General features: G+C 70.4%; 20 protein-coding genes. 11 read left to right on the top strand and 9 right to left on the bottom strand.

The annotated features are described in order from the left end of the window. Positions 1-817: PucR family transcriptional regulator ligand-binding domain-containing protein (locus tag G3N18_RS12395; RefSeq protein WP_338038560.1), on the bottom strand; the 817-nt coding region annotated here is incomplete at its 3' end. Positions 818-1,001: 184 nt separating this feature from the next. Here G3N18_RS12395 and G3N18_RS12390 point away from each other — a divergent pair. The 3 genes from G3N18_RS12390 to G3N18_RS12380 are packed head-to-tail and all read left to right on the top strand — an operon-like array spanning position 1,002 to position 5,306. After that, positions 1,002-2,489 carry a CoA-acylating methylmalonate-semialdehyde dehydrogenase gene (locus tag G3N18_RS12390; protein WP_196384595.1) on the top strand — a complete coding sequence of 496 codons (1,488 nt, stop codon included), beginning with the start codon at positions 1,002-1,004 and terminating at the stop codon, positions 2,487-2,489. 19 nt (positions 2,490-2,508) lie between these two features. Continuing rightward, entirely contained in the window at positions 2,509-3,885 is a 1,377-nt protein-coding gene (locus G3N18_RS12385) for an aspartate aminotransferase family protein (protein WP_196384594.1), read from the top strand. Continuing rightward, positions 3,882-5,306, top strand: coding sequence for a gamma-aminobutyraldehyde dehydrogenase (locus G3N18_RS12380; RefSeq protein WP_196384593.1), 1,425 nt, complete (start codon positions 3,882-3,884; stop codon positions 5,304-5,306). Before G3N18_RS12385 ends, G3N18_RS12380 begins: the two co-directional genes overlap by 4 nt. Here G3N18_RS12380 and G3N18_RS12375 read toward each other — a convergent pair. Further along, complete coding sequence (locus G3N18_RS12375) at positions 5,287-5,916, bottom strand: TetR/AcrR family transcriptional regulator (protein WP_196384592.1); 630 nt, start codon at positions 5,914-5,916, stop codon at positions 5,287-5,289. The genes G3N18_RS12380 and G3N18_RS12375 overlap by 20 nt on opposite strands. A gap of 76 nt (positions 5,917-5,992) precedes the next feature. Between G3N18_RS12375 and G3N18_RS12370 the strand changes: the two genes are divergently transcribed. From G3N18_RS12370 to G3N18_RS12350, 5 genes are all read left to right on the top strand, one after another. Further along, on the top strand, positions 5,993-7,039 hold the full coding sequence (locus G3N18_RS12370) for an agmatine deiminase family protein (RefSeq protein ID WP_196384591.1): 1,047 nt from the start codon (positions 5,993-5,995) through the stop codon (positions 7,037-7,039). Then, on the top strand, positions 7,036-8,748 hold the full coding sequence (locus G3N18_RS12365) for an amidase (RefSeq protein WP_196384590.1): 1,713 nt from the start codon (positions 7,036-7,038) through the stop codon (positions 8,746-8,748). The genes G3N18_RS12370 and G3N18_RS12365 overlap by 4 nt, the downstream gene beginning before the upstream one ends. Continuing rightward, entirely contained in the window at positions 8,745-10,121 is a 1,377-nt protein-coding gene (locus G3N18_RS12360; RefSeq protein WP_196384589.1) for a pyridoxal phosphate-dependent decarboxylase family protein, read from the top strand. The genes G3N18_RS12365 and G3N18_RS12360 overlap by 4 nt, the downstream gene beginning before the upstream one ends. 85 nt (positions 10,122-10,206) lie before the next feature. After that, a complete protein-coding gene (locus G3N18_RS12355; protein ID WP_196384588.1) occupies positions 10,207-10,689 on the top strand; it encodes an Lrp/AsnC family transcriptional regulator in 483 nt (160 codons plus the stop codon). Continuing rightward, positions 10,686-12,068, top strand: coding sequence for an aspartate aminotransferase family protein (locus G3N18_RS12350; protein WP_196384587.1), 1,383 nt, complete (start codon positions 10,686-10,688; stop codon positions 12,066-12,068). Before G3N18_RS12355 ends, G3N18_RS12350 begins: the two co-directional genes overlap by 4 nt. Positions 12,069-12,136: 68 nt before the next feature. On the opposite strand, the gene ald is transcribed toward G3N18_RS12350, so the two are convergent. Then, positions 12,137-13,210, bottom strand: coding sequence for an alanine dehydrogenase (gene ald, locus G3N18_RS12345; RefSeq protein ID WP_196384586.1), 1,074 nt, complete (start codon positions 13,208-13,210; stop codon positions 12,137-12,139). A 141-nt stretch (positions 13,211-13,351) separates the two neighbouring features. On the opposite strand from ald, the gene G3N18_RS12340 reads away from it, so the two are divergent. The 3 genes from G3N18_RS12340 to G3N18_RS12330 all read left to right on the top strand — a co-directional run bounded on the left by G3N18_RS12340 (position 13,352) and on the right by G3N18_RS12330 (position 16,081). After that, positions 13,352-13,825, top strand: a complete 474-nt coding sequence (locus G3N18_RS12340) for an Lrp/AsnC family transcriptional regulator (RefSeq protein ID WP_230404155.1) — start codon at positions 13,352-13,354, stop codon at positions 13,823-13,825. A 220-nt stretch (positions 13,826-14,045) separates the two neighbouring features. Continuing rightward, positions 14,046-15,404: an amino acid permease gene (locus tag G3N18_RS12335; protein ID WP_196384585.1), complete on the top strand. Its 1,359-nt coding sequence runs from the start codon at positions 14,046-14,048 to the stop codon at positions 15,402-15,404. 146 nt (positions 15,405-15,550) lie between these two features. Next, a complete protein-coding gene (locus G3N18_RS12330) occupies positions 15,551-16,081 on the top strand; it encodes an RNase H family protein (RefSeq protein WP_196384584.1) in 531 nt (176 codons plus the stop codon). Positions 16,082-16,132: 51 nt separating this feature from the next. Here the strand turns inward: G3N18_RS12330 and G3N18_RS12325 are convergent, their stop codons facing one another. The 6 genes from G3N18_RS12325 to G3N18_RS12300 all read right to left on the bottom strand — a co-directional run. Beyond that, positions 16,133-16,495, bottom strand: a complete 363-nt coding sequence (locus G3N18_RS12325) for a VOC family protein (RefSeq protein WP_196384583.1) — start codon at positions 16,493-16,495, stop codon at positions 16,133-16,135. Between the two features lie 90 nt (positions 16,496-16,585). Beyond that, positions 16,586-17,599, bottom strand: a complete 1,014-nt coding sequence (locus G3N18_RS12320; RefSeq protein WP_196384582.1) for an aldo/keto reductase family protein — start codon at positions 17,597-17,599, stop codon at positions 16,586-16,588. Between the two features lie 115 nt (positions 17,600-17,714). Then, positions 17,715-19,526, bottom strand: coding sequence for an oleate hydratase (locus G3N18_RS12315; protein WP_196384581.1), 1,812 nt, complete (start codon positions 19,524-19,526; stop codon positions 17,715-17,717). A gap of 92 nt (positions 19,527-19,618) precedes the next feature. Next, positions 19,619-20,392: an ABC transporter ATP-binding protein gene (locus G3N18_RS12310; RefSeq protein ID WP_196384580.1), complete on the bottom strand. Its 774-nt coding sequence runs from the start codon at positions 20,390-20,392 to the stop codon at positions 19,619-19,621. After that, positions 20,389-21,405, bottom strand: a complete 1,017-nt coding sequence (locus tag G3N18_RS12305; RefSeq protein WP_196384579.1) for an iron chelate uptake ABC transporter family permease subunit — start codon at positions 21,403-21,405, stop codon at positions 20,389-20,391. Before G3N18_RS12305 ends, G3N18_RS12310 begins: the two co-directional genes overlap by 4 nt. Positions 21,406-21,422: 17 nt before the next feature. Further along, positions 21,423-22,385, bottom strand: a 963-nt coding sequence (locus tag G3N18_RS12300; protein WP_196384578.1) for a putative F420-0 ABC transporter substrate-binding protein, incomplete at its 5' end; no start/stop codon positions are given.

Raw genomic sequence — 22,385 nt, 5'->3', positions numbered from 1 at the left:
GGCCGTCGACCAGCGCATCGACGACCCGGCGCCGCCCGAGCCGCGACCATTCTTCGCCGCCCGGGTCGGCGAGGCGGCCCAGGGCGAGAGCCGTGGCGGCCTGTTCGAGCACGGCCTCACGGCCGGCCGGGTGCGGGGTGCCGGGCAGGGCGACGAGCCAGCCCCAGCGCGTGCCGCGGGCCTCGACCGCCACGATCGCGCGCCCGTCGTGGTCGGGGGCGGCGGCGGCCTCGCGCGAGCGGCGCCCCCATCCGCGCAGCGTCTGCGTCTCGATCGCGCCGCCGACGTGCGCGACGACCACCTCGTGCGCGACCGTTTCGAGCACGACGGGTGCCGCGAGGGTGAGCCCGACCTGCTCGACGATGAACTCGGTCGGGGCCCCGCGCAGTGCGAGGCCCGTGAAGAGCGTCCGCACGGCGTCGCGCGCTTCGAGGGCCGTGGTCTGGTCGGCGATGATGCGGCGGTGCACGGCTTCGGTGATCATGACGAACTTGACCTCGCGGTGCAGCGCGACCAGGGCGATCCCCGCCGCGCGGGCGGCCTCGGCGAGCACGGCGGGCACGTAGCGATAGTGCGCACCGAGCTCGAGCACGATGCCCGCCGCCCCGACCTGCGCCAACTGCGCGACGAAAGCCGCGAGGCGGGTGGGGTCGTCGGGCCAGCCTGACCCCGTCGACAGCAGCAGTTCGCCGCCTTCGAGCAAGCGCGCGACGTCGGCGCTATCGGAGACGTGCACCCATCGGACGGGGGCGTTCAGCGCAGCGCCGCCGACCACGACGACGGGGGCTCCGGGGGCGAACGCGTCGAGCGCGAGCACTTCGCCGACGGTTGGCAGAACGTGTTCCGGACGGTCTGTCCGAGAAACGCTCACATCGTGACGAAAAGACACCTGCGTCTCTCCCTTCGCTGAGTCAGCATAAGCATGGCATGCGTCGGTCGATCTGTCCGATTCGGCGCCCCTCCACCTCTTTCCGCCTCGCTCGCCCTGTCAGGAGCCCCGCATGGATCTCATCCGCCACCACGTCGCCGGCCAGTCGACCGGATCGCCCGAGCGCACCGGCCCCGTCTACGACCCGGCGACCGGTGCGGTGCAGGCCGAGGTCGCCTTCGCGTCGACGGCAGAGACCGACGCCGCGATCGCCGCGGCCGCCGCCGCCCTCCCCGCGTGGCGGGCGACGAGCCTCATCAAGCGTGCCGACGTGTTCTTCCGCCTCCGCCACCTGCTCGTCGAGCGCGCCGACGACCTCGCCGCGATCATCACCGCCGAGCACGGCAAGGTGCTCTCGGATGCCAAGGGCGAGATCAGCCGCGGCATCGAGAACGTCGAGTTCGCCGCGGGGCTCGTGCACCTGCTGAAGGGCGAGCACGCCGAGCAGGTCTCGCGTGGTGTCGACGTGCACTCGGTGAAGCAGCCGGTCGGTGTCGTCGCGGCGATCACCCCGTTCAACTTTCCCGTGATGGTGCCGCTGTGGATGACGGCATCCGCCATCGCCTGCGGCAACACGGTCGTGCTGAAGCCGAGCGAGAAAGACCCGTCGGCGGCGCTCTTCCTCGCGAAGCTGTACGAAGAGGCGGGCCTGCCCGCCGGTGTGCTCAACGTCGTGCACGGCGACAAGGTCGCGGTCGACGCACTGCTCGACTCGCCCACCGTCCGCGCCGTGAGCTTCGTCGGTTCGACGCCGATCGCCCGCTCGATCTACGAGCGCGCCGCGGCGGCCGGCAAGCGGGTGCAGGCCCTCGGCGGCGCGAAGAACCACATGGTCGTCATGCCCGACGCCGACCTGGATGCCGCGGCCGACGCCGCCGTCTCGGCCGCGTACGGCTCGGCCGGCGAGCGCTGCATGGCCGTGTCGGTGCTGGTCCCCGTGGGCGACGACGTCGCCGACGCTCTCGTCGAGAAGGTCGCCGAGCGCATCGCCGGGCTCTCGATCGGCCCCGGCACCGACGCCGCGAGCGAGATGGGTCCGCTCATCACGCGCGAGCACCGCGACAAGGTCGCCGCGTACGTCACGGGCGCCGCCGCCGAGGGCGCGACGGTCGTCGTCGACGGCACGACCCAGCGGTTCGAGGGCGACGGGTTCTTCATCGGCGTCTCGCTCGTCGACCGGGTCGCCCCCGGCATGAAGGTGTACGACGAAGAGATCTTCGGCCCGGTGCTCGGCGTCGCGCGCGTCGCGAGCTACGACGAGGCGGTCGCCCTCGTCAACGCGAGCCCGTTCGCGAACGGCACCGCTGTGTTCACCCGCGACGGCGGCACGGCACGGCAGTTCGAATTCGACATCGAGGTGGGTATGGTCGGCATCAACGTGCCGATCCCGGTTCCGGTGGGGGCGTTCTCGTTCGGGGGGTGGAAGAACTCGCTCTTCGGCGACTCGCACATCTACGGTCCCGAGTCGGTGCACTTCTACACGCGCAGCAAGGTCGTCACGACCCGCTGGCCCGACCCCAGCGAGAGCCAGATCAGCCTGGGCTTTCCGAGCAACCACTGACGATCCGAGGAGAGAGACCATGACCGCCACCCCCATCACCGGACCCGTCACCGACCCGGAAGCCGACGCCGCCGTCCGCGCCGACGACCGCGGGCACGTCTTCCACTCGTGGAGCGCGCAGGCCCTCATCGATCCCCTGCCGGTCGCGGGCGGGGCCGGCGCGACCTTCTGGGACTACGCCGGCAACAGCTACCTCGACTTCTCGTCGCAGCTGGTGAACCTCAACCTCGGCCACCAGCACCCCGATCTCGTCGCGGCGATCCAGGAGCAGGCGGGGCGGCTCGCGACGATCCAGCCCTCGATGGCGAACGCCACCCGCGGCGAACTCGCCCGGCTCATCAGCGAGATCGCGCCCGACGGCTTCTCGAAGGTGTTCTTCACGAACGGCGGGGCGGATGCCAATGAGAACGCCGTGCGCATGGCGCGCCTGGTCACGGGCAAGCGCAAGGTGCTCGCGATGTACCGCAGCTACCACGGCAACACGTCGACGGCGATCACCCTGACGGGAGACCCGCGCCGCTGGGCCAACGAGCCCGCCGACGCGTCGGTCGTGCACTTCTTCGGCCCCTACGACTACCGCTCGCCGTTCCACTCCGACTCGCCCGAGCAAGAGACCGAGCGCGCACTCGCGCACCTCGAACAGACGATCATCCTCGAGGGGGCCTCGACGATCGGGGCGATCATCATCGAGTCGGTCGTGGGCACAAACGGCGTGCTCATCCCGCCGCCCGGATACCTGCCGGGTGTGCGCGAACTGTGCGACCGCTACGGCATCGTCTACATCGCCGACGAGGTCATGGTCGGCTTCGGCCGCCTGGGCACCTGGTGGGGGTTCGAGAACTTCGACGTCACCCCCGACCTCATCACCTTCGCGAAGGGCATCAACTCGGGCTACGTGCCGCTCGGCGGCGTCGTCATCTCCGACCGCATCGGGGCGCACTTCGACACGGTCTCCTTCCCCGGCGGGCTCACCTATTCGGGGCATCCGTTGGCCTGCGCGCCGGGCATCGCGACCTTCGAGGTGTTCCGTCGCGACGGCATCCTGGAGCGCGTCCGCGACCTCGGCGAGCGCGTCGTGCGCCCGCGACTGGAGCGGATGGCCGAACGGCATCCGTCGGTCGGGGAGGTCCGCGGTCTGGGCCTGTTCTGGGCGATCGAGCTCGTGCGCGACCGGCACAGTCGCGAGCCGCTCGTGTCGTTCAACGCGTCGGGGGCGGATGCCGCCCCGATGGCCGCGTTCGCGGCGGCGTGCAAGAAGGCGGGCCTGTGGCCGTTCACGCACTTCAACCGCGTGCACGTGGCCCCGCCGCTCGTGATCTCCGAAGACGACCTCGTGCGGGGTCTCGACGTCATCGACCGCGCGCTGGAGGTCACCGACGCGGAGGTGCGCGCGTGAGCGTGCTGCAGAACGTGATCGGCGGGGTGTCGACCCCCTCGACGGGCGCTCTGTTCGACCTCGTGAGCCCCGTGACCGGCGAGGTCTACGGCCACGCTCCGGTCTCGACGGCGGCGGAGGTGGATGCCGCGTTCGCGGCGGCATCCCGCGCCTTCGACACGTGGAAGCGGACGACGCCCGCCCAGCGCCAACTGCTGCTGTTCCGCCTCGCTGATGCGCTGGAGGCGCACGCGGAGGAGTTCGCCGATCTGGAGTCGCAGGACACCGGAAAGCTGCGCGCGAGCCTCGTCGCCGACGAGATCGTGCAGTCGGTGGACCAGCTCCGCTTCTTCGCGGGCGCAGCCCGTGACCTCGACGGGCGGGCGGCGGCGGAGTACGCGGAGGGTTTCACGTCGTACGTGCGCCGCGAGCCGATCGGCGTCGTCGCGCAGGTGACCCCGTGGAACTACCCGCTCAACATGGCGGTGTGGAAGATCGGTCCGGCGCTCGCCGCGGGCAACACCATCGTGCTCAAGCCCAGCGAGACGACGCCTCAGACCACGGTGCGCCTCGCCGAGATCGCCGCCGAGATCCTGCCCGCGGGCGTTTTCAACGTCGTGCTCGGCGATCGCGAGACCGGGCGGCTGCTCGTGGAGCACCCGACGCCGCAGCTCGTCGCGATCACCGGCTCGGTGCGCGCCGGCATGCAGGTGGCGACCTCGGCGGCCGCAGACCTCAAACGCGTGCACCTCGAGCTCGGCGGCAAAGCGCCGGCGCTCGTGTTCGCCGACGCCGACCTCGATCGGGCCGCGCGCGGCATCGTGGAGGCCGCGTTCTTCAACGCCGGCCAGGACTGCACGGCCGCGACGCGCGTGCTCGTGGATGCCGCGGTGCACGACCAGCTGGTCGCGAAGCTCGTCGCCCACACCCGCGATCACGCGAAGACGGGCGCGCCGGATGACCCGGAGGCCTTCTTCGGCCCGGTGAACAACCCCGACCAGCTCGCGCGGGTGCAGGGGTTCGTCGACCGGCTGCCGTCGCACGCGTCGATCGCGATCGGCGGGCGCCGACAGGGCGACATCGGCTGCTTCTTCGAAGCGACGATCGTCACGGGCATCCGCCAGGACGACGAGGTCGTGCAGCAGGAGATCTTCGGCCCGGTGCTCACGGTGCAGCCGTTCGCGTCGGAGGAGGACGCGCTCGCGCTGGCCAACGGGGTGCCGTACGCACTCGCGGCATCCGTCTGGACGCGCGAGCACGCGCGGGCACTGCGGTTCTCCCGCGACCTCGACTTCGGCTGCGTCTGGATCAACGCGCACATCCCGTTCGTCTCCGACATGCCCCACGGCGGCTTCAAGCACTCCGGGTACGGCAAGGACCTCTCGATCTACGGCTTCGAGGACTACACCCGCCTCAAGCACGTCATGGCGAGTCTGGACTGAACGCACCGACCTCGACGCCGAGCAGTCCCGCCGCGGCACGGAGCACGGGCGACACCGGATCGATACCCGCACCCCAGCCGACGAGGCCGTGCGCGCCGAGTCCGTCGATCATGGCGAGCAGGTGCCAGGCCAGCGGCTCTGCGTCACCCGCCGGGATGACGCCGGCCGCCATCCCCCGAGAGACCTCCTCCGCGATCAGCGCACGCCAGGCGTCCATCGCCGCCCGCACCCGCTCGGCGAGCGGAGCGTTGCGCGTGCCCAGTGCCCACGCCTGCACCCAGACGAGGGTGACGTCGCGGCGTGCGGGATCCAGCGTCGTCCGCAGCAGCGCGCCGATCCGCACGGGAGCGGCAGCGTCGGGAAGCAACGCCCGCACCTCCTCGAGCTCGCCGGCGACGATGTCGAAGAAGGTGTCGGCGACCAGGTCGTCCATGCTCGGGATGTAGTGGGCGACCAACCCGGAGGCCACGCCGATGCGCGTCGCAACAGCGCGCAGCGTCACGGCATCCAGCCCGTCGGCGAGCGCGAGTTCGCGCGCAGCACCCGCGATCTGCTCCCGGCGCTGCCCGGCGCTCAATCGTGCGCGCCCGGTGGTTGACGTCTGCGGCATCGGCTCGCTACCCTCCGATGAGTTGATCATGTGATCAATAAGCTACTCCAGGACCGCACGAGAGTCGAGGATGCCGATGAGCTGGCGGATGCCGAGCGAGACCGCGCCGCACGCGCGCACGTGGATGGCCTTCCCCGTGGAGGGACCGACCCTGGGCGACACCGACGCCGAGCGCGAAGAGGGCTACGCGGCGTGGACGGAGGTCGCCGCGGCCATCGCCCGCTTCGAGCCGGTGACGATGGTCGTCGATCCGTCCGAGTTCGCGCGCGCCCGGAGGATGCTGCCGGGTGACGTCACGGTCCTGGAAGCGCCCGTCGACGAGTTCTGGATGCGCGACCACGGCCCGACGTTCGTGATCGACGACGAACGCCCCGGCGTCCTCGGCGCGGTCGACTGGATCTTCAACGGCTGGGGCGCACACGACTGGGCACGCTGGGAACGCTCCGCCGAGCACGCCCGCATCGTCGCGGCCGAGGTCGGCGCGGAACTCATCTCCTCGACCCTGGTCGCCGAAGGCGGCGGCTTCCACGTCGACGGCGAGGGCACGGTGCTGCTGACCGACACGGTGCAGCTCGACCCGCGGCGCAACCCCTACGCCGATCGCGCGCGCGTCGAAGCGGAGCTCGCCCGCACCCTCGGCACGACGACGGCGATCTGGCTGCCGCGCGGCCTCACCCGCGACTACGACGATTTCGGCACGAACGGCCACGTCGACATCGTCGCGACCTTCCCCTCCCCCGGTCGCGTGCTCCTGCACACGCAGCGCGACGCGGCGCACCCCGACCACGCCGTCAGTGCCGCGCTCCGCGAACTGCTCGCCAGTCAGACCGACGCCGCCGGACGCCGTCTCGAGGTCGTCGAACTGCCCGCGCCGGCGACCCTGCGCGACGACGAGGGCTTCGTCGACTGGAGCTACGTCAACCACCTCGTCGTGGGCGGCGGCGTCATCGCCTGCGGCTTCGGCGAGGACAAAGCGGATGCCGAGGCCCGCGCGATCCTCGCCGACGCCTACCCGGGGCGCGAGATCGTCACGGTCGACGCCCGCCCGATCTTCGCGCGCGGCGGCGGCATCCACTGCATCACGCAGCAGCAGCCGGCCCTGCCGCGCGAGGTGACCTCGTGATCGACGTCGTCGACGCCTCGATCGCCGAGCTGCGCGCCGCCCTCGACGACGGGCGTGCGACGGCCGTCGAACTCGTCGAGGCCTACCTCGCGCGCATCGACGCCTACGACACACCCGCCACCCCGACCGCCCTCAACGCGGTCGTCGTCCGCAACCCCGACGCGCTCGCGGAAGCCGCGGCATCCGACGAGCGCCGCGCCCGCGGCGAGACCCTCTCACCCCTGGACGGCATCCCCTACACGGCGAAGGACAGCTACCTCGTGCGGGGACTCACCGCCGCGGCGGGCTCCCCCGCCTTCGCCGAACTGGTCGCCCAGCGCGACGCCTTCACGATCGAGCGCCTGCGGGCGGGCGGGGCGATCTGCCTGGGACTCACAAACATGCCGCCGATGGCCAACGGCGGCATGCAGCGCGGCGTCTACGGACGGGCGGAGAGCCCGTACTCCGCAGACTGGCTGACCGCACCGTTCGGCTCCGGATCGTCGAACGGGTCGGGCACGGCGACCGCGGCATCCTTCGCGGCCTTCGGACTCGGCGAGGAGACGTGGTCGAGCGGCCGCGGGCCCGCGAGCAACAACGCGCTGTGCGCCTACACGCCCTCGCGCGGCGTCATCTCCACCCGCGGGAACTGGCCGCTCGTGCCCACGATGGACGTCGTCGTCCCCCACACCCGGACGATGGCCGACCTGCTCGAAGTGCTCGACGTGATCGTCGCGGACGACCCCGACACCCGCGGCGACTTCTGGCGCACACAGCCATGGATCCCGCTGCCGGCGCCGTCCGCCGTGCGCCCGGACGACTACCGTGCGCTCGGCGCGGGCGCGTCGGTGGCGGGCCTGCGCCTCGGCATCCCTCGGATGTACATCAACGCCGACCCGGATGCCGGGACCTCCCCCGCCCCGGGCATCGGCGGCCCGACCGGCCAGCGCATCCAGACCCGCGCGTCGATCATCGCACTGTGGGAGCGGACGCGGGCTTCCCTCGAGGCGGCGGGGGCGGAGGTCGTCGAGGTGGACTTCCCCGTGGTCAGCACCTACGAGGGCGACCGGCCGGAAGCGCCGACCATCGCGACGCGCGGATTCGTCTCGCCCGCCTACCTGCGGCGCGAGATCGTCGACCTGTCGGCGTGGGCGTGGGAGGACTTCCTGTCCGCGAACGGCGACCCCGCTCTGTCCTCCCTCACGAACGTCGACGGCGCACGGATCTTCCCGCACCCCGAGGGGGCGCTCCCCGACCGCTACACCGGGTTCGACGACGACATCGCGACCTACCCCGACTGGGTGCGGGAGAACCCCGGAATGACCTGGCGCGACATGCCGGAGCTCGAAGAGGGGCTGAGGGGCCTGGAGCGCACCCGGCGGGTCGACCTGGAGGAATGGATGGCCGGCCTCGGGCTCGACGCGGTCGTCTTCCCCGCCGTCGCCGACGTCGGACCCGCCGACATGGACGTGAACCCGGCCTCCGCCGAGCTCGGCTGGCGCAACGGCGTCTGGGTCGCGAACGGCAACCTCGCCATCCGTCACCTCGGCATCCCGACCGTGACGGTGCCGATGGGGCTCATGGACGACATCCGAATGCCGATCGGCCTCACGATCGCGGGACGCGCGCGCGACGACGCCGCACTCCTGCACCTCGGCTGCGCGATCGAGATACTCGCCCCCGAACGACCGGTGCCGCCGCGCACCCCCGCACTGAAGGACCGCACATGACCGACGCCGCCCGCATGCACGATGTCACCCCCGAGACGCGCCGCATCGTCGACCTCGTGCTCGACTACTCCCGCGAACGCCTGCTCGCGCAGGACACCCCGCTCGACAAGCCGCTGCCCGCCGCCGAACTCAGCCGCCTGGCGGGGCGGACGATCTCCGAAGAGGGGGTCGGCGCCGAGCGCGCACTCGGGGTGTTCACGCACGTCCTGGCCCCGGCATGCATCACGACCGACGACCCGCGGTATCTCTCCTTCATCCCGACCGCGCCCACGAAGTCGGCGGCGGCGTTCGACCTCGTCGTGTCGGCGAGCGCACTCTACGGCGGCTCCTGGCTGGAGGGCGCCGGCGCCGTGCACGCCGAGAACGAGGTGCTGCGCTGGCTGGCCGACGAGTTCGGCCTGCCGGCATCCGCGGGCGGCGTCTTCGTGCAGGGCGGCACGCTCGGCAACCTCTCCGCCCTTGTCGCCGCGCGGGAAGCGGCGCGCGCGCACCGCGCCGACACCGGCGCCGCCGCGCCGACCCGCTGGGCGGTCGTCTGCAGTTCGCAGGCGCACTCCTCGATCGCCTCGGCTGCGCGGGTGATGGACGTCGACGTCATCACGGTGCCCACGGATGCTGACGGGGTGCTGCGCGGCGACGCCGTCGCGGAGGTGCTCGCCGACGTGCACCAGCGGGTGTTCGCCGTCGTCGCGACCGCCGGCTCGACCAACTTCGGCATCGTGGACGACATCGCCGGCGTCGCCGCGGCAGCACACGCCCACGACATCTGGCTGCACGTCGACGGCGCCTACGGCCTCGCGGGCATGCTGTCACCGCTGGCCCGTCACCTGTACGCCGGCGTCGAGCAGGCCGACTCGGTGATCGTCGATCCGCACAAGTGGCTGTTCGCCCCGTTCGACGCCTGCGCTCTCATCTACCGCGACCCCGAGCAGGGCCGACGCGCGCACACGCAGCACGCGGAGTACCTCGACACCCTGACCGACCGCTCCGACTACAGCCCGTCCGACTACGCGGCCCACCTCACCCGCCGCGCCCGGGGGCTTCCGCTGTGGTTCTCGCTCGCCACCCACGGCGCAGCCGCCTACCGCGAGGCGGTCAGCGCCTCGATCGTGCTCGCCCGGCGGATCGCCGACGAGATCGCGACGCGGCCCGGGTTCTCGCTCGTCCGCGAGCCGCAACTGGGCGTCGTCGTGTTCGAGCGCGACGGCTGGACGCGCGCCGAGTACGAGGCGTGGTCGCAGCGCCTGCTCGACGTGCAGCACGCCTTCGTCACGCCGTCGAGCCACGAGGGCCGCGCCAACGCCCGGTTCGCGATCCTCAACCCCCGCACCACGTTCGAGGACCTCACCGGCATCCTCGACACCATGCACTGACCGCCGGACGTCGCACGGGAGCCAGCCCGCTGACTTCTGAATCAGTCTTGATTATTCACTGTCGCGATTGATATCGTCGCCGATCATGCCCCAAACGACGGAAACCGCGCCTTCGCGTCGACAGGCCCTGGATGCCGCGTCCAAAGCGATCATCGAGCAGCTGCAGGAGGACGGGCGACGACCGTACGCCGAGATCGCGAAGGCCGTCGGTCTCAGCGAAGCAGCGACGCGCCAGCGCGTGCAGAAGCTCGTCGACCAGGGCGTGATGCAGATCGTCGCTGTCACCGACCCGCTCCAGCTCGGCTTCGCCCGTCAGGCGATGATCGGCATCCGCATCGCCGGCGACACCCGCGGCATCGCCGCGCAGTTGTCGACCCTGCCGGGGATCAGCTACGTGGTGTCGACGGCGGGATCGTTCGATCTGCTCGTCGAGGTCGTCTGCGAGAACGACGACGACCTCATGGACCTGCTCAACGAGCAGATCCGCGCCCTTCCCGAGGTGGTCTCGACCGAGACCTTCGTCTACCTCAAACTCCACCGTCAGCTCTACAACTGGGGGACACGATGACCATCGACGACGCCGACCTGCAGGCCAAGGCCCGCGACCACCTCTGGATGCACTTCGCACGCCAGTCGGTGATGACCGAGGGCCCCGGAGTGCCCATCATCGTCAAGGGCGAGGGCCACCACATCTGGGACTCGCGCGGCAAGCGCTACATCGACGGGCTCGCCGGCCTGTTCGTCGTCAACGCCGGCCACGGCCGCCGCCGCATCGCCCAGGCCGCCGCGAAGCAGGCGGAGGAGCTCGCCTTCTTCCCGCTCTGGTCGTACGCCCACCCGTCCGGCATCGAAGCCGCCGACCGTATCGCGAACCTCGCACCGGGAGACCTCAACCACGTCTTCTTCTCCACCGGCGGCGGCGAGGCGGTCGAGACCGCGTTCAAGCTCGCCAAGCACTACTGGAAGCTGCAGGGAAAGCCCACCAAGCACAAGGTCATCTCCCGCGCGATCGCGTACCACGGGACGACGCAGGGCGCCCTCGCGATCACCGGCCTGCCGGTCATGAAGCACATGTTCGAGCCGGTCACCCCGGGCGGCTTCCGCGTGCCGAACACCAACTACTACCGCGCTGCGGAGTCCGGCTTCGGCGGCGGCACGCCGGAGGAGTTCGGTCTGTGGGCCGCCGACCGCATCGAGCAGATGATCCAGTTCGAGGGACCCGAGACGGTCGCCGCGGTGTTCCTCGAGCCGGTGCAGAACGCCGGCGGCTGCTTTCCCGCCCCGGCCGGCTACTTCCAGCGGGTGCGCGAGATCTGCGACCGCTACGACGTGCTGCTCGTCTCTGACGAGGTGATCTGCGCCTTCGGACGCCTCGGCCACTACTTCGGGGCCCAGGCCTACGACTACCAGCCCGACATGATCACGTTCGCGAAGGCCGTCACCAGCGGCTACGCGCCGCTGGGCGGTACGATCGTGAACGACCGCGTCTACGAGCCCTTCGCGCACGGCGACCTGTCGTTCCCGCACGGCTACACCTTCGGCGGACACCCCGTCTCGGCGGCCGTCGCGCTGGAGAACCTCGATGTGTTCGAGGAGGAGAAGCTGCTGGAGAACGTGCGCGAGAACTCGCCCGTGTTCCGCGCGACGCTCGAGAAGCTGCTCGACCTGCCCATCGTCGGCGATGTGCGCGGCGACGGGTACTTCTTCGGCATCGAGCTGGTCAAAGACAAGGCCACGAAGGAGACCTTCGACGACGACGAGTCCGAGCGACTGCTGCGCGGCTTCCTCTCCAAGGCGCTGTTCGACGCGGGGCTCTACTGCCGCGCCGACGACCGCGGCGACCCCGTGATCCAGCTCGCCCCGCCGCTCACCATCGGCCCGGCCGAGTTCGACGAGATCGAGCAGATCCTGCGCTCCGTGCTCACGGAGGCCTGGTCCCGCCTCTGACCGGGATCACGAACTCCGCATCCGATCGCGTGATCGGATGCGGAGTTCGTGCGTATCTGCGGCGTTCGTCAGGCCAGGATGCGGGTGTCGATCACCTCGCCGCCGCGGATCGACAAGCCCGCACGAAGAGACGCGTCAGCGGCGAGCGCGGCGTCGGTGCCGAGGTCGGCGAGCGCGAGCGTGTAGCGCAGCGTCGCGTTCGTGAGCGCGAGGGTCGAGGTCAGCGGCACGGCCCCGGGCATGTTGGCGACGGCGTAGTAGATCGCATCGTGCACCAGGTAGGTCGGGTCGGTGTGCGTGGTCGCGTGCGTACCCTCGAAGCAGCCACCCTGGTCGACCGCGATGTCCACGAGCACCGAGCCCGGCCGCATGCGCTCGACCATGTCGAGCGTCACGAGCTTGGGCGCCGCCGCGCCGGGCACCAGCACCGAGCCGATGACGAGGTCGGCGTCGGCGACGAGGTCGGCGATGGTCGAACGCGTCGACACCCGCGTGTCCACACGGCCGTCGAAACGTTCGTCCAGGCGCCGCAACTGCGGGATCGACAGGTCGACGATCGTGACGTGTGCCCCCAGTCCCACGGCCATCTGCGCGGCGTGGGTGCCGGCGACGCCGCCGCCGATCACGACGACCCGCCCGCGCGGGGTGCCGGGGACGCCTCCGAGCAGGATGCCGCGGCCACCGGCCGGGCCCAGCAGCTGCTGCGCACCGACCTGCACCGACAGTCGCCCGGCGATCTCGCTCATGGGCGCGAGCAGGGGCAGCGACCGGTCGGGCAGTTGCACGGTCTCGTACGCGATCGCGGTGGTACCGGCATCCAGGAGCGCCTGCGTGAGCGCCGGCGCGGCCGCCAGGTGCAGGTAGGTGAACAGCGTCAGGTCCTTACGGAGGAATCCGTACTCCGGCGCGATGGGCTCCTTGACCTTGACGAGCAGGTCGGCGGCGCCCCAGACGTCGGCGGCCTCGGAGACGATCTCGGCTCCGGCAGCACGGTAGGCGTCGTCGCTGAGGCCCGACCCGACGCCGGCGCCGCTCTGGATGAGCACACGGTGGCCGTGCGCCGAGAGCTCGTCGACGCCGGTGGGCGTCATGCCGACGCGGCGCTCGCTGTCTTTGATCTCTGCGGGAACACCGATGATCATGTGCGGGACTCCTTCAAAATGGTCCGCGGAAAGGGGAGTGGAGCGGTGCAGCGCGATCACGATGTCAGCCCGCTCGATGCACGACAAGAGCATCCGAAGATTCAGTGAAAACAGTCACTCCGATCGAACTATGCTCGGCACATGGCCGCCTCCTCCGCAGATATATCGATGGATGCCGCTGATCTCCGACTCATCGACGAGTTGCGCAGCGACGCCCGCCAGCCGCTGAGCCGCCTCGCCGCGACGCTGGGATTGGCGGCATCCACCGTGCACGCGCGCATCTCGCGGCTCGTCTCCCGCGGGGTGATCCGCCGCTTCACGGTCGACGTCGACCCCGCCGCGCTGGGCTATCGCACCGAGGCTCTCGTCTCGGTGCGGATCCGTCCGGGGGCGCGCGCCCAGCTGACCCGGTTCGCCGAGGAGCTGCGCACCCACCCCGACGTCGCCCAGTACTTCTACGTCGCCGGCGCAGAGGACTTCGTGATCCACTTCCGCGGGCGTGACAGTGCCGACCTGCGCTCCTTCGTCACCGACCACCTCTCCACGCACTCGATCGTCGCGGCGACCAACACGAGCCTCATCTTCGAGCGCACGGACGGGCTGCGCGGGGTCTGAGCCCGCACCCTTCGTCCGCGAACGGACGATCCTCGGTCGAATCGTCCGAACATGGCGCCGACGCGTCATCAGCGGTGACGGCGACGCTACACAAACGAAACAGGCCGACCCTAGTATTTCGAGCACCCGAAACGCCTCATCATCAGGAGGAATCACGAACGAGTCACTCGCCGCCACGTCGGCATCCTCTCGCTCCGCCACCCTTGCCCGCTCGCTGGGGGTGTGGTCGATCGTCGGCCTCGGCCTCGGCTACATGACGCCCACGGTCGTGTTCGACACCTTCGGCAACGTCGCCGTCGAGACCAACAACGTCGTGCCCGCCGCGTACGCCCTGGCCCTCGTCGTCATGGGCTTCACGGCGATCAGCTACGGCAAGATGGTCGGGGTCATCCCGAGCGCCGGCTCCGCGTACACGTACGTCCGCGAATCGATGCACCCGAGTCTCGGGTTCCTCGTCGGCTGGACGTCACTCATCGACTACCTGCTGCTGCCGATGGTCAACGCTCTGATCCTCCGCAGCTACATGGAGGCGCTCTTCCCCGACATCCCGGGATGGGTGTGGGTCGTGACCTTCACCGCGGGTGTCACCGGGATCATCTACCTGACGATGCGCGGCACCTCCAACGTCAACATGATCCTGCTGATCTTCTCGATCGTGGTCATGGCGGTGTTCGTCGTCATGGTCATCGTGCAGTTGGTGCAGGGCGCCGGCGCCGGCACGGTCGCCTCCGTGCAGCCGTTCATCCACCCCGAGGTCGAGTTCGGCGCGGTGCTGGCCGGTGCGACTATCGTCTGCTTCTCGTTCATCGGCTTCGACGCGGTGACGATGTACGCGGAGGAGGCGAAGAACCCGAAGACCATGCCGCGCGCGATCCTACTGACCGTGCTGGTGGGCGGCGCGATCTTCCTCGTCGCGGCCTACTTCACGCAGCTTCGCTTCCCGGCCCACGAGGCGTTCCCGCCCGAGGCGATCGCCGACTCGACGCTGCCGGAGATCGGCTCGCAGGTCGGCGGCATCGTGCTGCAGTCGGTGCTGACGGCGGCGGGCTTCGCAGCCACGCTGGCGTCGTGGCTCGCCTCGCACGCGTCGGTCGCTCGCATGCTGCTGGTCATGGGCCGCAACGGCGTGCTGCCCAAGCGCTTCTTCGGCTACATCAGTCCGCGCACCCACACACCCGCCTTCACGGTGGTGCTGGTCGGCATCGTGAGCCTGGCGGCCATCGCCTTCACCCTCGATCAGATCGTCGACTACATCAACTACGGCGCCCTCATCGCGTTCACCTTCGTGAACATCTCGGTGATCGCCTGGTTCGCGGTTCGCCAGGGACGTCGACGGACGCCGCGCGACATCATCAACTACATCGTGATGCCCGCGATCGGCATGGCGCTGACCGGACTGCTGTGGGTGAACCTGGACGACCACGCGCTCATCGTCGGCCTCATCTGGACGGGGCTCGGGCTCGTATATCTCGTCTTCCTCACCCGAGGGTTCCGTCGCCCCGTGGTGTCGTTCGATGAGAACCAGCCGGTCACCGGTTTCAACAAGATCGTCGAGCCGGGGCCGCGCTCTCAGATCTGAGATATCGGATGCCGCAGGTTGCGGGGCGGGTGGTGCAGAGTCTGCGACACCCGCCCCGTGCCGTTGCCCGGCCCCGCGGCATCCGGCAACGGCGACCGGACCTCGACACGACGGGCGATGCGGCGGGCATCGACTACCGTCGAGGGGTGAGCGAGACGACCTACACCGTGGCCACCGACGGCGCCTGCAAGGGCAATCCGGGGCCGACCGGCTGGGCGTGGGTCGGCGAAGACGGGCAGTGGGCGGCGGGCGCGATCCCTGTGGGCACGAACAACATCGGCGAGTTGATGGGGTTGCTCAAGGCGATCGAAGACCACGCCGACGTCGCGCACCTGGTCGTGCAGGCCGACTCGAAGTACGCCATCGACACCTACTCGTCGTGGATGGACGCCCACCGCCGCCGCGGCTGGAAGACCTCGACCGGCGCCCCGACGAAGAACCGCGACCTGCTCGAACAGCTCATCGTCGCGCGCGACGCCCGCCGCGAGCGCGGACTGCCCGACGTGGTGCTCGAGCACGTCCGCGGGCACCGCGGCCACGTGCTCAACGAGTGGGCCGACGAGCGCGCCGTGCGCGGTGCGGAGCACGCCGCCAAGGGCACCGCGTCGGCGTGGTCGAGCCTCGGTGGACTGCAGCCCGTGCTCGACGTCTCGTCGGCGCCCGGCAAGAAGCGCTGACCCGCCGCGCGCCCGCGGCCCGCGCGCCCGGCCCGCGCGCCCGACCTCGGGTCAGATCTCGGTCGTGCCCTCGGTGAGGCCGATGTGATTGCCGTCGGGGTCGACGATCACGGCCCACCAACTGGTGGCCGTGATGGGCTGTTTGGGTTGGGCGACGCTGCCGCCGGATGCCTCGGCGATCGCGATCGCGTCGTCGATCGAGTCGACCTCGACGTACGACCGCGGTTGCGTGAACCCGTCACTGCGCGGCGCGAGCCCGCCACCCGACACCCCGTTCGGTGCGTGCCACATCGGGTAGCCCTCGAACCCGGGCGGCGCGGAGATCTGCCAGCCGAACAGGTCGCGGTAGAACGCGCCGGCCGCGCCGAGGTCGGAGACCGGGATGTCGATGTGGGTGATGTCGCCGTGCGCCATGGTGACCCCTTTCGCCGCGCACAGTCTGCGGCCGCCCCGCGCGCGTCACAAGAGGGTGACACGCGCGGCGCGCGACGCGGCGCCTGAGGCTCAGCCGACGCGGCTCGCGGGCGAGACGCTGTAGGTCTCTTCGCCGTCGATGACCGCGACGGGGCGGAGCGCGTCGTTGACCGCGTCGTACGTCGCCTGCTCGAGGCGGATGTCGGATGCCTTGACGGTGTCTTCGAGCTGCTCGGGGCGCGACGCGCCGACGAGAGCGGCGGAGACGTTGGGGTTGTGCAGCACCCACGCGAGCGACAGCTGCGGCACGGTGATGCCGGCCTCGTCGGCGATGGGCTTCAGCTTCTGCACGGCCTCGAGCACCTCATCGCGCAGGAACCGCTTGATGAAGTTCGCGCCGCTCTTCTCGTCGGTGGCCCGCGAACCCTCGGGCACGGGCTGGCCGGGCAGGTACTTGCCGGTGAGCACGCCCTGCGCCATCGGCGACCAGACGATCTGCGACATGCCGAGCTCTTCGCTGGTCGGGATCACCTTCTCTTCGATCACACGCCACAGCGCCGAGTACTGCGGCTGGTTCGAGACCAGCTGGAAGCCGAGCTGGGTGGCGAGCGCGTGCCCGTCACGCAGCTGTTCGGCGGTCCACTCCGAGACGCCGATGTAGAGGGCCTTGCCCTGGCGCACGATGTCGGCGAAGGCCTGCATCGTCTCTTCGAGCGGGGTCTCGTAGTCGTAGCGGTGCGCCTGGTACAGGTCGACGTAGTCGACCTCGAGGCGGCGGAGCGAGCCGTGGATGCCGTCGAAGAGGTGCTTGCGCGAGAGACCGGTGTCGTTCGGGCCCTTGCTCCCGATCGGCCAGTAGACCTTCGTGAATATCTCGAGGTTCTCGCGCGGCTGGCCCTTCAGGGCCTTGGCCAGCACGACCTCGGCGGCCGTGTTGGCATAGGCGTCGGCGGTGTCGAACGAGGTGATCCCGAGATCGAGTGCCTTGTGCACCGTCGCGATCGCCGCATCGTCGCCGACCTGCGACGCATGGGTCACCCAGTTGCCGTAGGTGATCTCCGAGATCTTGAAGCCGCTGTTGCCGAGGTACCGATAGTTGACCATGCGACCACGCTAGTCGCGCGGGTGGATGCCGGGGCGATCGCGTCGGCATCCACCCTTCGACGAGCTCAGTGACCGCCCTTCGACGAGCTCAGGGACCGCCTGCCGACGCCGCCGGTCAGGCGATCGCGTCGTCGTGCCGCGGGCGCGCCTTGGTGTCGCCGTGCTCGGGGAACAGGCCGAAGTCGGTGGCGAGCTGCCCCATCTGGGTGTTGTCGAGCTTGTCGAGGAGCTTGCCCTTGATGAAGTTCGGCCCGGGGATGTGCACCGCCTCGCCGTCGGCGAGACGCGTGGTCGCCTTCATCAGGTAGCGGATGTCGTAGGTCGAGTTGAAGACCTCGGGCACACCTCGCTCGATGTCGAGCAGCTGGTAGGTCGCCTCCATCGCCGTGCGCACCGAGTACTCGGTGGTGAAGATGCAGTCGCGGGTCGTCTCGGCGAACTGACCGATGAACGCGAAGTTCACGCTGCCCTCGGGCACCACCTGGGGCCGGTCGCCGGCCTGGCGGGGCATGAAGAACGACGTGACGTAGGGCATCATGACCGGCACGCACTTGGCGGCGTTCGCGGCGAGCTCGGGGATCTCGTCGACCGGAACGCCCATGTGGTAGAGCCATTCCTGCGTGATCTCTTCGCCCGTGCAGTCCTGCATCGCCTTCTTGACGAAGTCGCCCTCCTTCTCGACGAACAGCCCGTAGACCCACACGACGACCTCGTTGGGCTTCTGCGCCTTGAAGTGCGGCTGGCGGTTGATCGTCCAGCTCATGAGCCACGACGAGTCCTTGGCGGTGACGATGCCGCCCGTGACGACCTTGCCGGTGAAGGGGCTGCGCTGGGTGATCTTCTCGATGTACGCGGGAATGCGCTCGTCGATGGTCGTGACGGTCGCCGACTCCCACTTGGTCTTCGAGATGTCGCTCGAGAACACTTCGGGGCGGCCGAAGTCGTCGGACTTCTTCGCGATCTTGCGCCACAGGTCCCACGCGGGGGCGGGGCCGTCTTTGATGACCGCGGGGGTGTGCTGGTCACCGTCGTCGGAGTTCTCGGTGAGCGAGCCGATCGTCACGAGGCACAGGTCGTTCTCGGTCAGGTCCACTCCGCCGACTTCGCCGTCGCGGGTGACCCAGTCGATGCGGGTCGCCTGCTTGCGCCCCTCGGAGATGTCGAACTGGATGTCGGTGACTTCATGCTCGAACAGGAACGTCACGCCCTGGTCGAGCAGCCAGCGGTACATCGGCAGCACGAGCGACTCATACTGGTTGTACTTGGTGAACTTCAGCGCCGACAGGTCGGGCAGGCCCCCGATGTGGTGCAGGAACCGGTGCAGGTACAGCTTCATCTCGAGCGCGGAGTGCCACGGCTCGAAGGCGAACATCGTGCGCCAGTACAGCCAGAAGTTGCTCTTGAAGAACTCGTCGGTGAAGACCTCTTCGATGGTCTTGTTCTCCATCTGCTCGCGAGTGGCCATGATGACGCTCACGATCTCTTTCTGCGCCTTCTCAGACAGCGTGAAGAGCTTGTTCGAGTGGGCGTCCTGGCCCTGGTTCTCGGTGACGCGGCAGAGCGAGTAGTTGGGGTCGTCTTTGTTGAGCCAGTAGAACTCGTCGAGCACGCTCGCGCCCTCGATCTCGAGCGACGGCACCGAGCGGAAGAGGTCCCACAGACACTCCATGTGGTCTTCGAGCTCGCGCCCGCCACGGATGACGAACCCCTTCTTGGGGTACTTGATGCCGTCGAGAGCGCCGCCGGGCAGCTTCAGCTCTTCGAGGATGGTGATCTTGTCGCCCTTCATCTGACCGTCGCGGATCATGAAGATGGCGGCGGCCATGTTGCCGAGCCCCGCCCCGACGAACCATGCGGTCTTGTCGTCGACACCCGCGGGCTTGCGCGGGCGGGCGAACGCCTCGTAGTTGCCGCTGCTGTAATACATCCTGGTTTCCCTTTCGTCAGCTGACACCGTCATCGTCAGTCAACTGGTTCGCGGCACGTCGCGACAGGGGGACTGCACGAATTCTCACGAGGTCATGAGCGCAACGGCATGAACACCAGGCCGGCCGCACCGTCGTCGCCGGTGACGCCGACCGCCCGCACCCCGAAGACGTCGGCGATGCGTTCAGGGGTGAGCGTCGCAAGAGGGCTGCCGGATGCCACGACCCGCCCCCGGTCGACCACGATCACCTGATCGGCGTGAGCGAGCGCGGCGTTCAGGTCGTGCAGCACCGCGACGACCGCGAGCCCGTCGCCGCGGAGCGAAGCCACCAGCTCGAGCAGCTGCAGTTCGGCGGCGAGGTCGAGACCCGTCGTCGGCCCGTCGAGCAGCAGCACCTGCGGCTCTTGGGCGAGCACGCGGGCGAGCAACACCCGCTGCCGCTCACCGCCGGAGAGCTCGTCGACGCGGCGCGCGGCGAACGCGCCCGCGCCGGCGCGTTCGAGCGCCGCGCGCACCATCGCATGGTCGTGCGCGGTGGGCGCGTCGCTCCAGCCGCGGTGCGGCGTGCGACCGAGCAGCACGTACTCGGCGGAGGTCGTCCCCGCTGGCACCACCGAGTGCTGTTCGAGCAGGGCGACGGTCTTCGCGCGCGCGCGCGGACGCAGGGCCGTGAGCGGGGCGCCCTGCCACGAGATCTCGCCCGTCGCCGGGACGAGGCCCGCGATGGCATCCAACAGCGTCGACTTGCCCGCGCCGTTCGGCCCGACGACGGCGCACAGCGACCCGGCGGCGATCGTCGCCGACACACCGTCGAGCACGCGGTCGCCGTGGCGCATCAGCTGCACGCCGTGCAGCCGCAGCGTCATGAGAGCCGCTCCCGCCGCAGCAGCAGGGCGAAGACGGGCGCGCCGACGAGCGCCGTGACGATGCCGACCGGCAGCTCGCGCGGGTCGAACAGGGTGCGCGCCCCGGTGTCGGCCCACAGCAGCAGCAGCGCACCGCCGAGCGCGGCGAGGGGCAGCAGCGTGCGGTGCGAGCGGCCCGCGGGGCCGGCGACGAGGCGCACCGCGTGCGGCACGACGAGCCCGACGAAACCGATCGCGCCGCTCATCGACACGAGCGCGCCGGTCACCAGCGCGCACGCGATGAGCAGCAGCGGTCGCGCCCGCCGCACATCGATGCCCACCGACCGCGCGCCGCGGTCGCCGAGCGCGAAGGCGTCGAGCACGGATGCCGCGCCGCCGAGACCCGTCCCGACCACCGCCAGGGTCACCGCGGCCACCGCCACTCCGCCCCAGCCGGCGCCCGCGAGGCTGCCGAGCAGCCAGCCGAGGATCTCGCGGTACGTGTCGCCGGTGGCGCTCCAGAAGATGACGAGGCTCGTCGCCGCCGCGAGCGCCGCCGAGACCGCCACGCCGGCGAGGATCGTGCGGTTGGGCATGGAGGTGCCGCCGATCAGGAGCGTCAGCACGAGGGCGATCGCCGCGCCCGCGAACGCGGCGACCGGAAGGGCGAGCGACGCACCCAGCACGATCACGACGACCGCGCCGAGCGAGGCCCCCGACGACACCCCGAGCAGGTAGGGGTCGGCGAGCGGATTCGTCGTGACCGCCTGCATGACCGCCCCGACGACCGCGAGGCCCGCACCGACGAGCATCGCCGCGAGCACGCGCGGCAGGCGCAGCTCCCACAGGATCGCCTCTTGCGTCGGCGCGAGCGCCTCACCTCCCCAGCCCAACCGGGCGAGCGCACTGCCGACGACCTGGCCGGGCGTGATGTCGGCCGGGCCGAGACACAGCGCGACGAGGGCGCTCGCGACGAGCGCTATGGCCAGGGCGATCGGCAGCACTGCGCGCGCGGGCGTCGACGTGGCATCCATCGCGCGAGCCCCTCGCGTCACTGCGGCAGCTCCGCGAGCTGTGCGGCGAGGGTTTCAACCGCCTCGACGGTGCGCACCCCCGCCTCGCCCGCGGCGAACGGCACGATCAGGTAGCGGTGCGCGCGCACCGCGCTCAGCGCCGCCGTGGCGGGATTGCCCTCGAGCTGCGCGATCTTCTTCTGCGTCGATCCCCACGCCGAATCGACCAGCACGATCACGTCGGGATCGGCGTCGACGACCGCCTCCCACGACAGGCTCGCCCACGAGTCGTGCACGTCGGCGGCGATGTTGCGCAGGCCGACGGCATCCATGATCAGCTCGGGCGCGCCGATGCCCGCCCCCACGTACGGCACGTCGGAGCCCGAGCTGTACCAGAGCGCCGTGAGCCCGCGCCCGTCGGGTGCCACGGCGGCGAGGCGGGCCTTCTCGCCGGCGACGAGGTCGCCCGCACGATCCGGCACGCCGAAGACGTCGCCGACGAGGGAGATCTCGGCCCAGAGGTCGTCCCAGGTGAGCGGGTCGGGGCGCAGCGCCGCCTCGCGGCAGGCGCTCGGCGAGACGAGCGTCGCGGTGCCGAGCCGGGCGAGCGTGGCGCGGTCGCCCGCGCCGTCGGCGGTGAGGTTCGACTCCCAGCCCGCATAGACGAGGTCGGGGGCGAGAGCGAGCACGGCTTCTTGCGAGGGCACCCGGTCGCTCAGCACGGGCGGCGGGTCGGCCGGCGCCCACGCGTCGGCGTACGGCCCGTCGGCGAAACCGACGCCGACGATGCGGTCGCGGAGCCCGAGGGCGAGCATCATCTCGATCGACGTCGACTTGATCGCGACGACGCGCTGCGGCGGGCTCGGGATCACGACGTCGAAGCCGCAGTTCGAGAACGCGAGCGGCGCGTGCGAGGTGGTCGAGGGCGATGCGGATGCCTCGGCGCCGGCGCCGGCGCCTGTGCCCGTCGGCCCGGCGCACCCGGCGAGCGCCGCGAGCAC

Origin of the sequence: Microbacterium paulum, from assembly GCF_015707995.1 — a bacterium.
GTDB classification, from domain to species: Bacteria; Actinomycetota; Actinomycetes; order Actinomycetales; family Microbacteriaceae; genus Microbacterium; species Microbacterium paulum.
The sequence above is the reverse complement of the archived record's forward strand: the minus strand, read 5'-3'. Positions and strand labels throughout refer to the sequence as shown.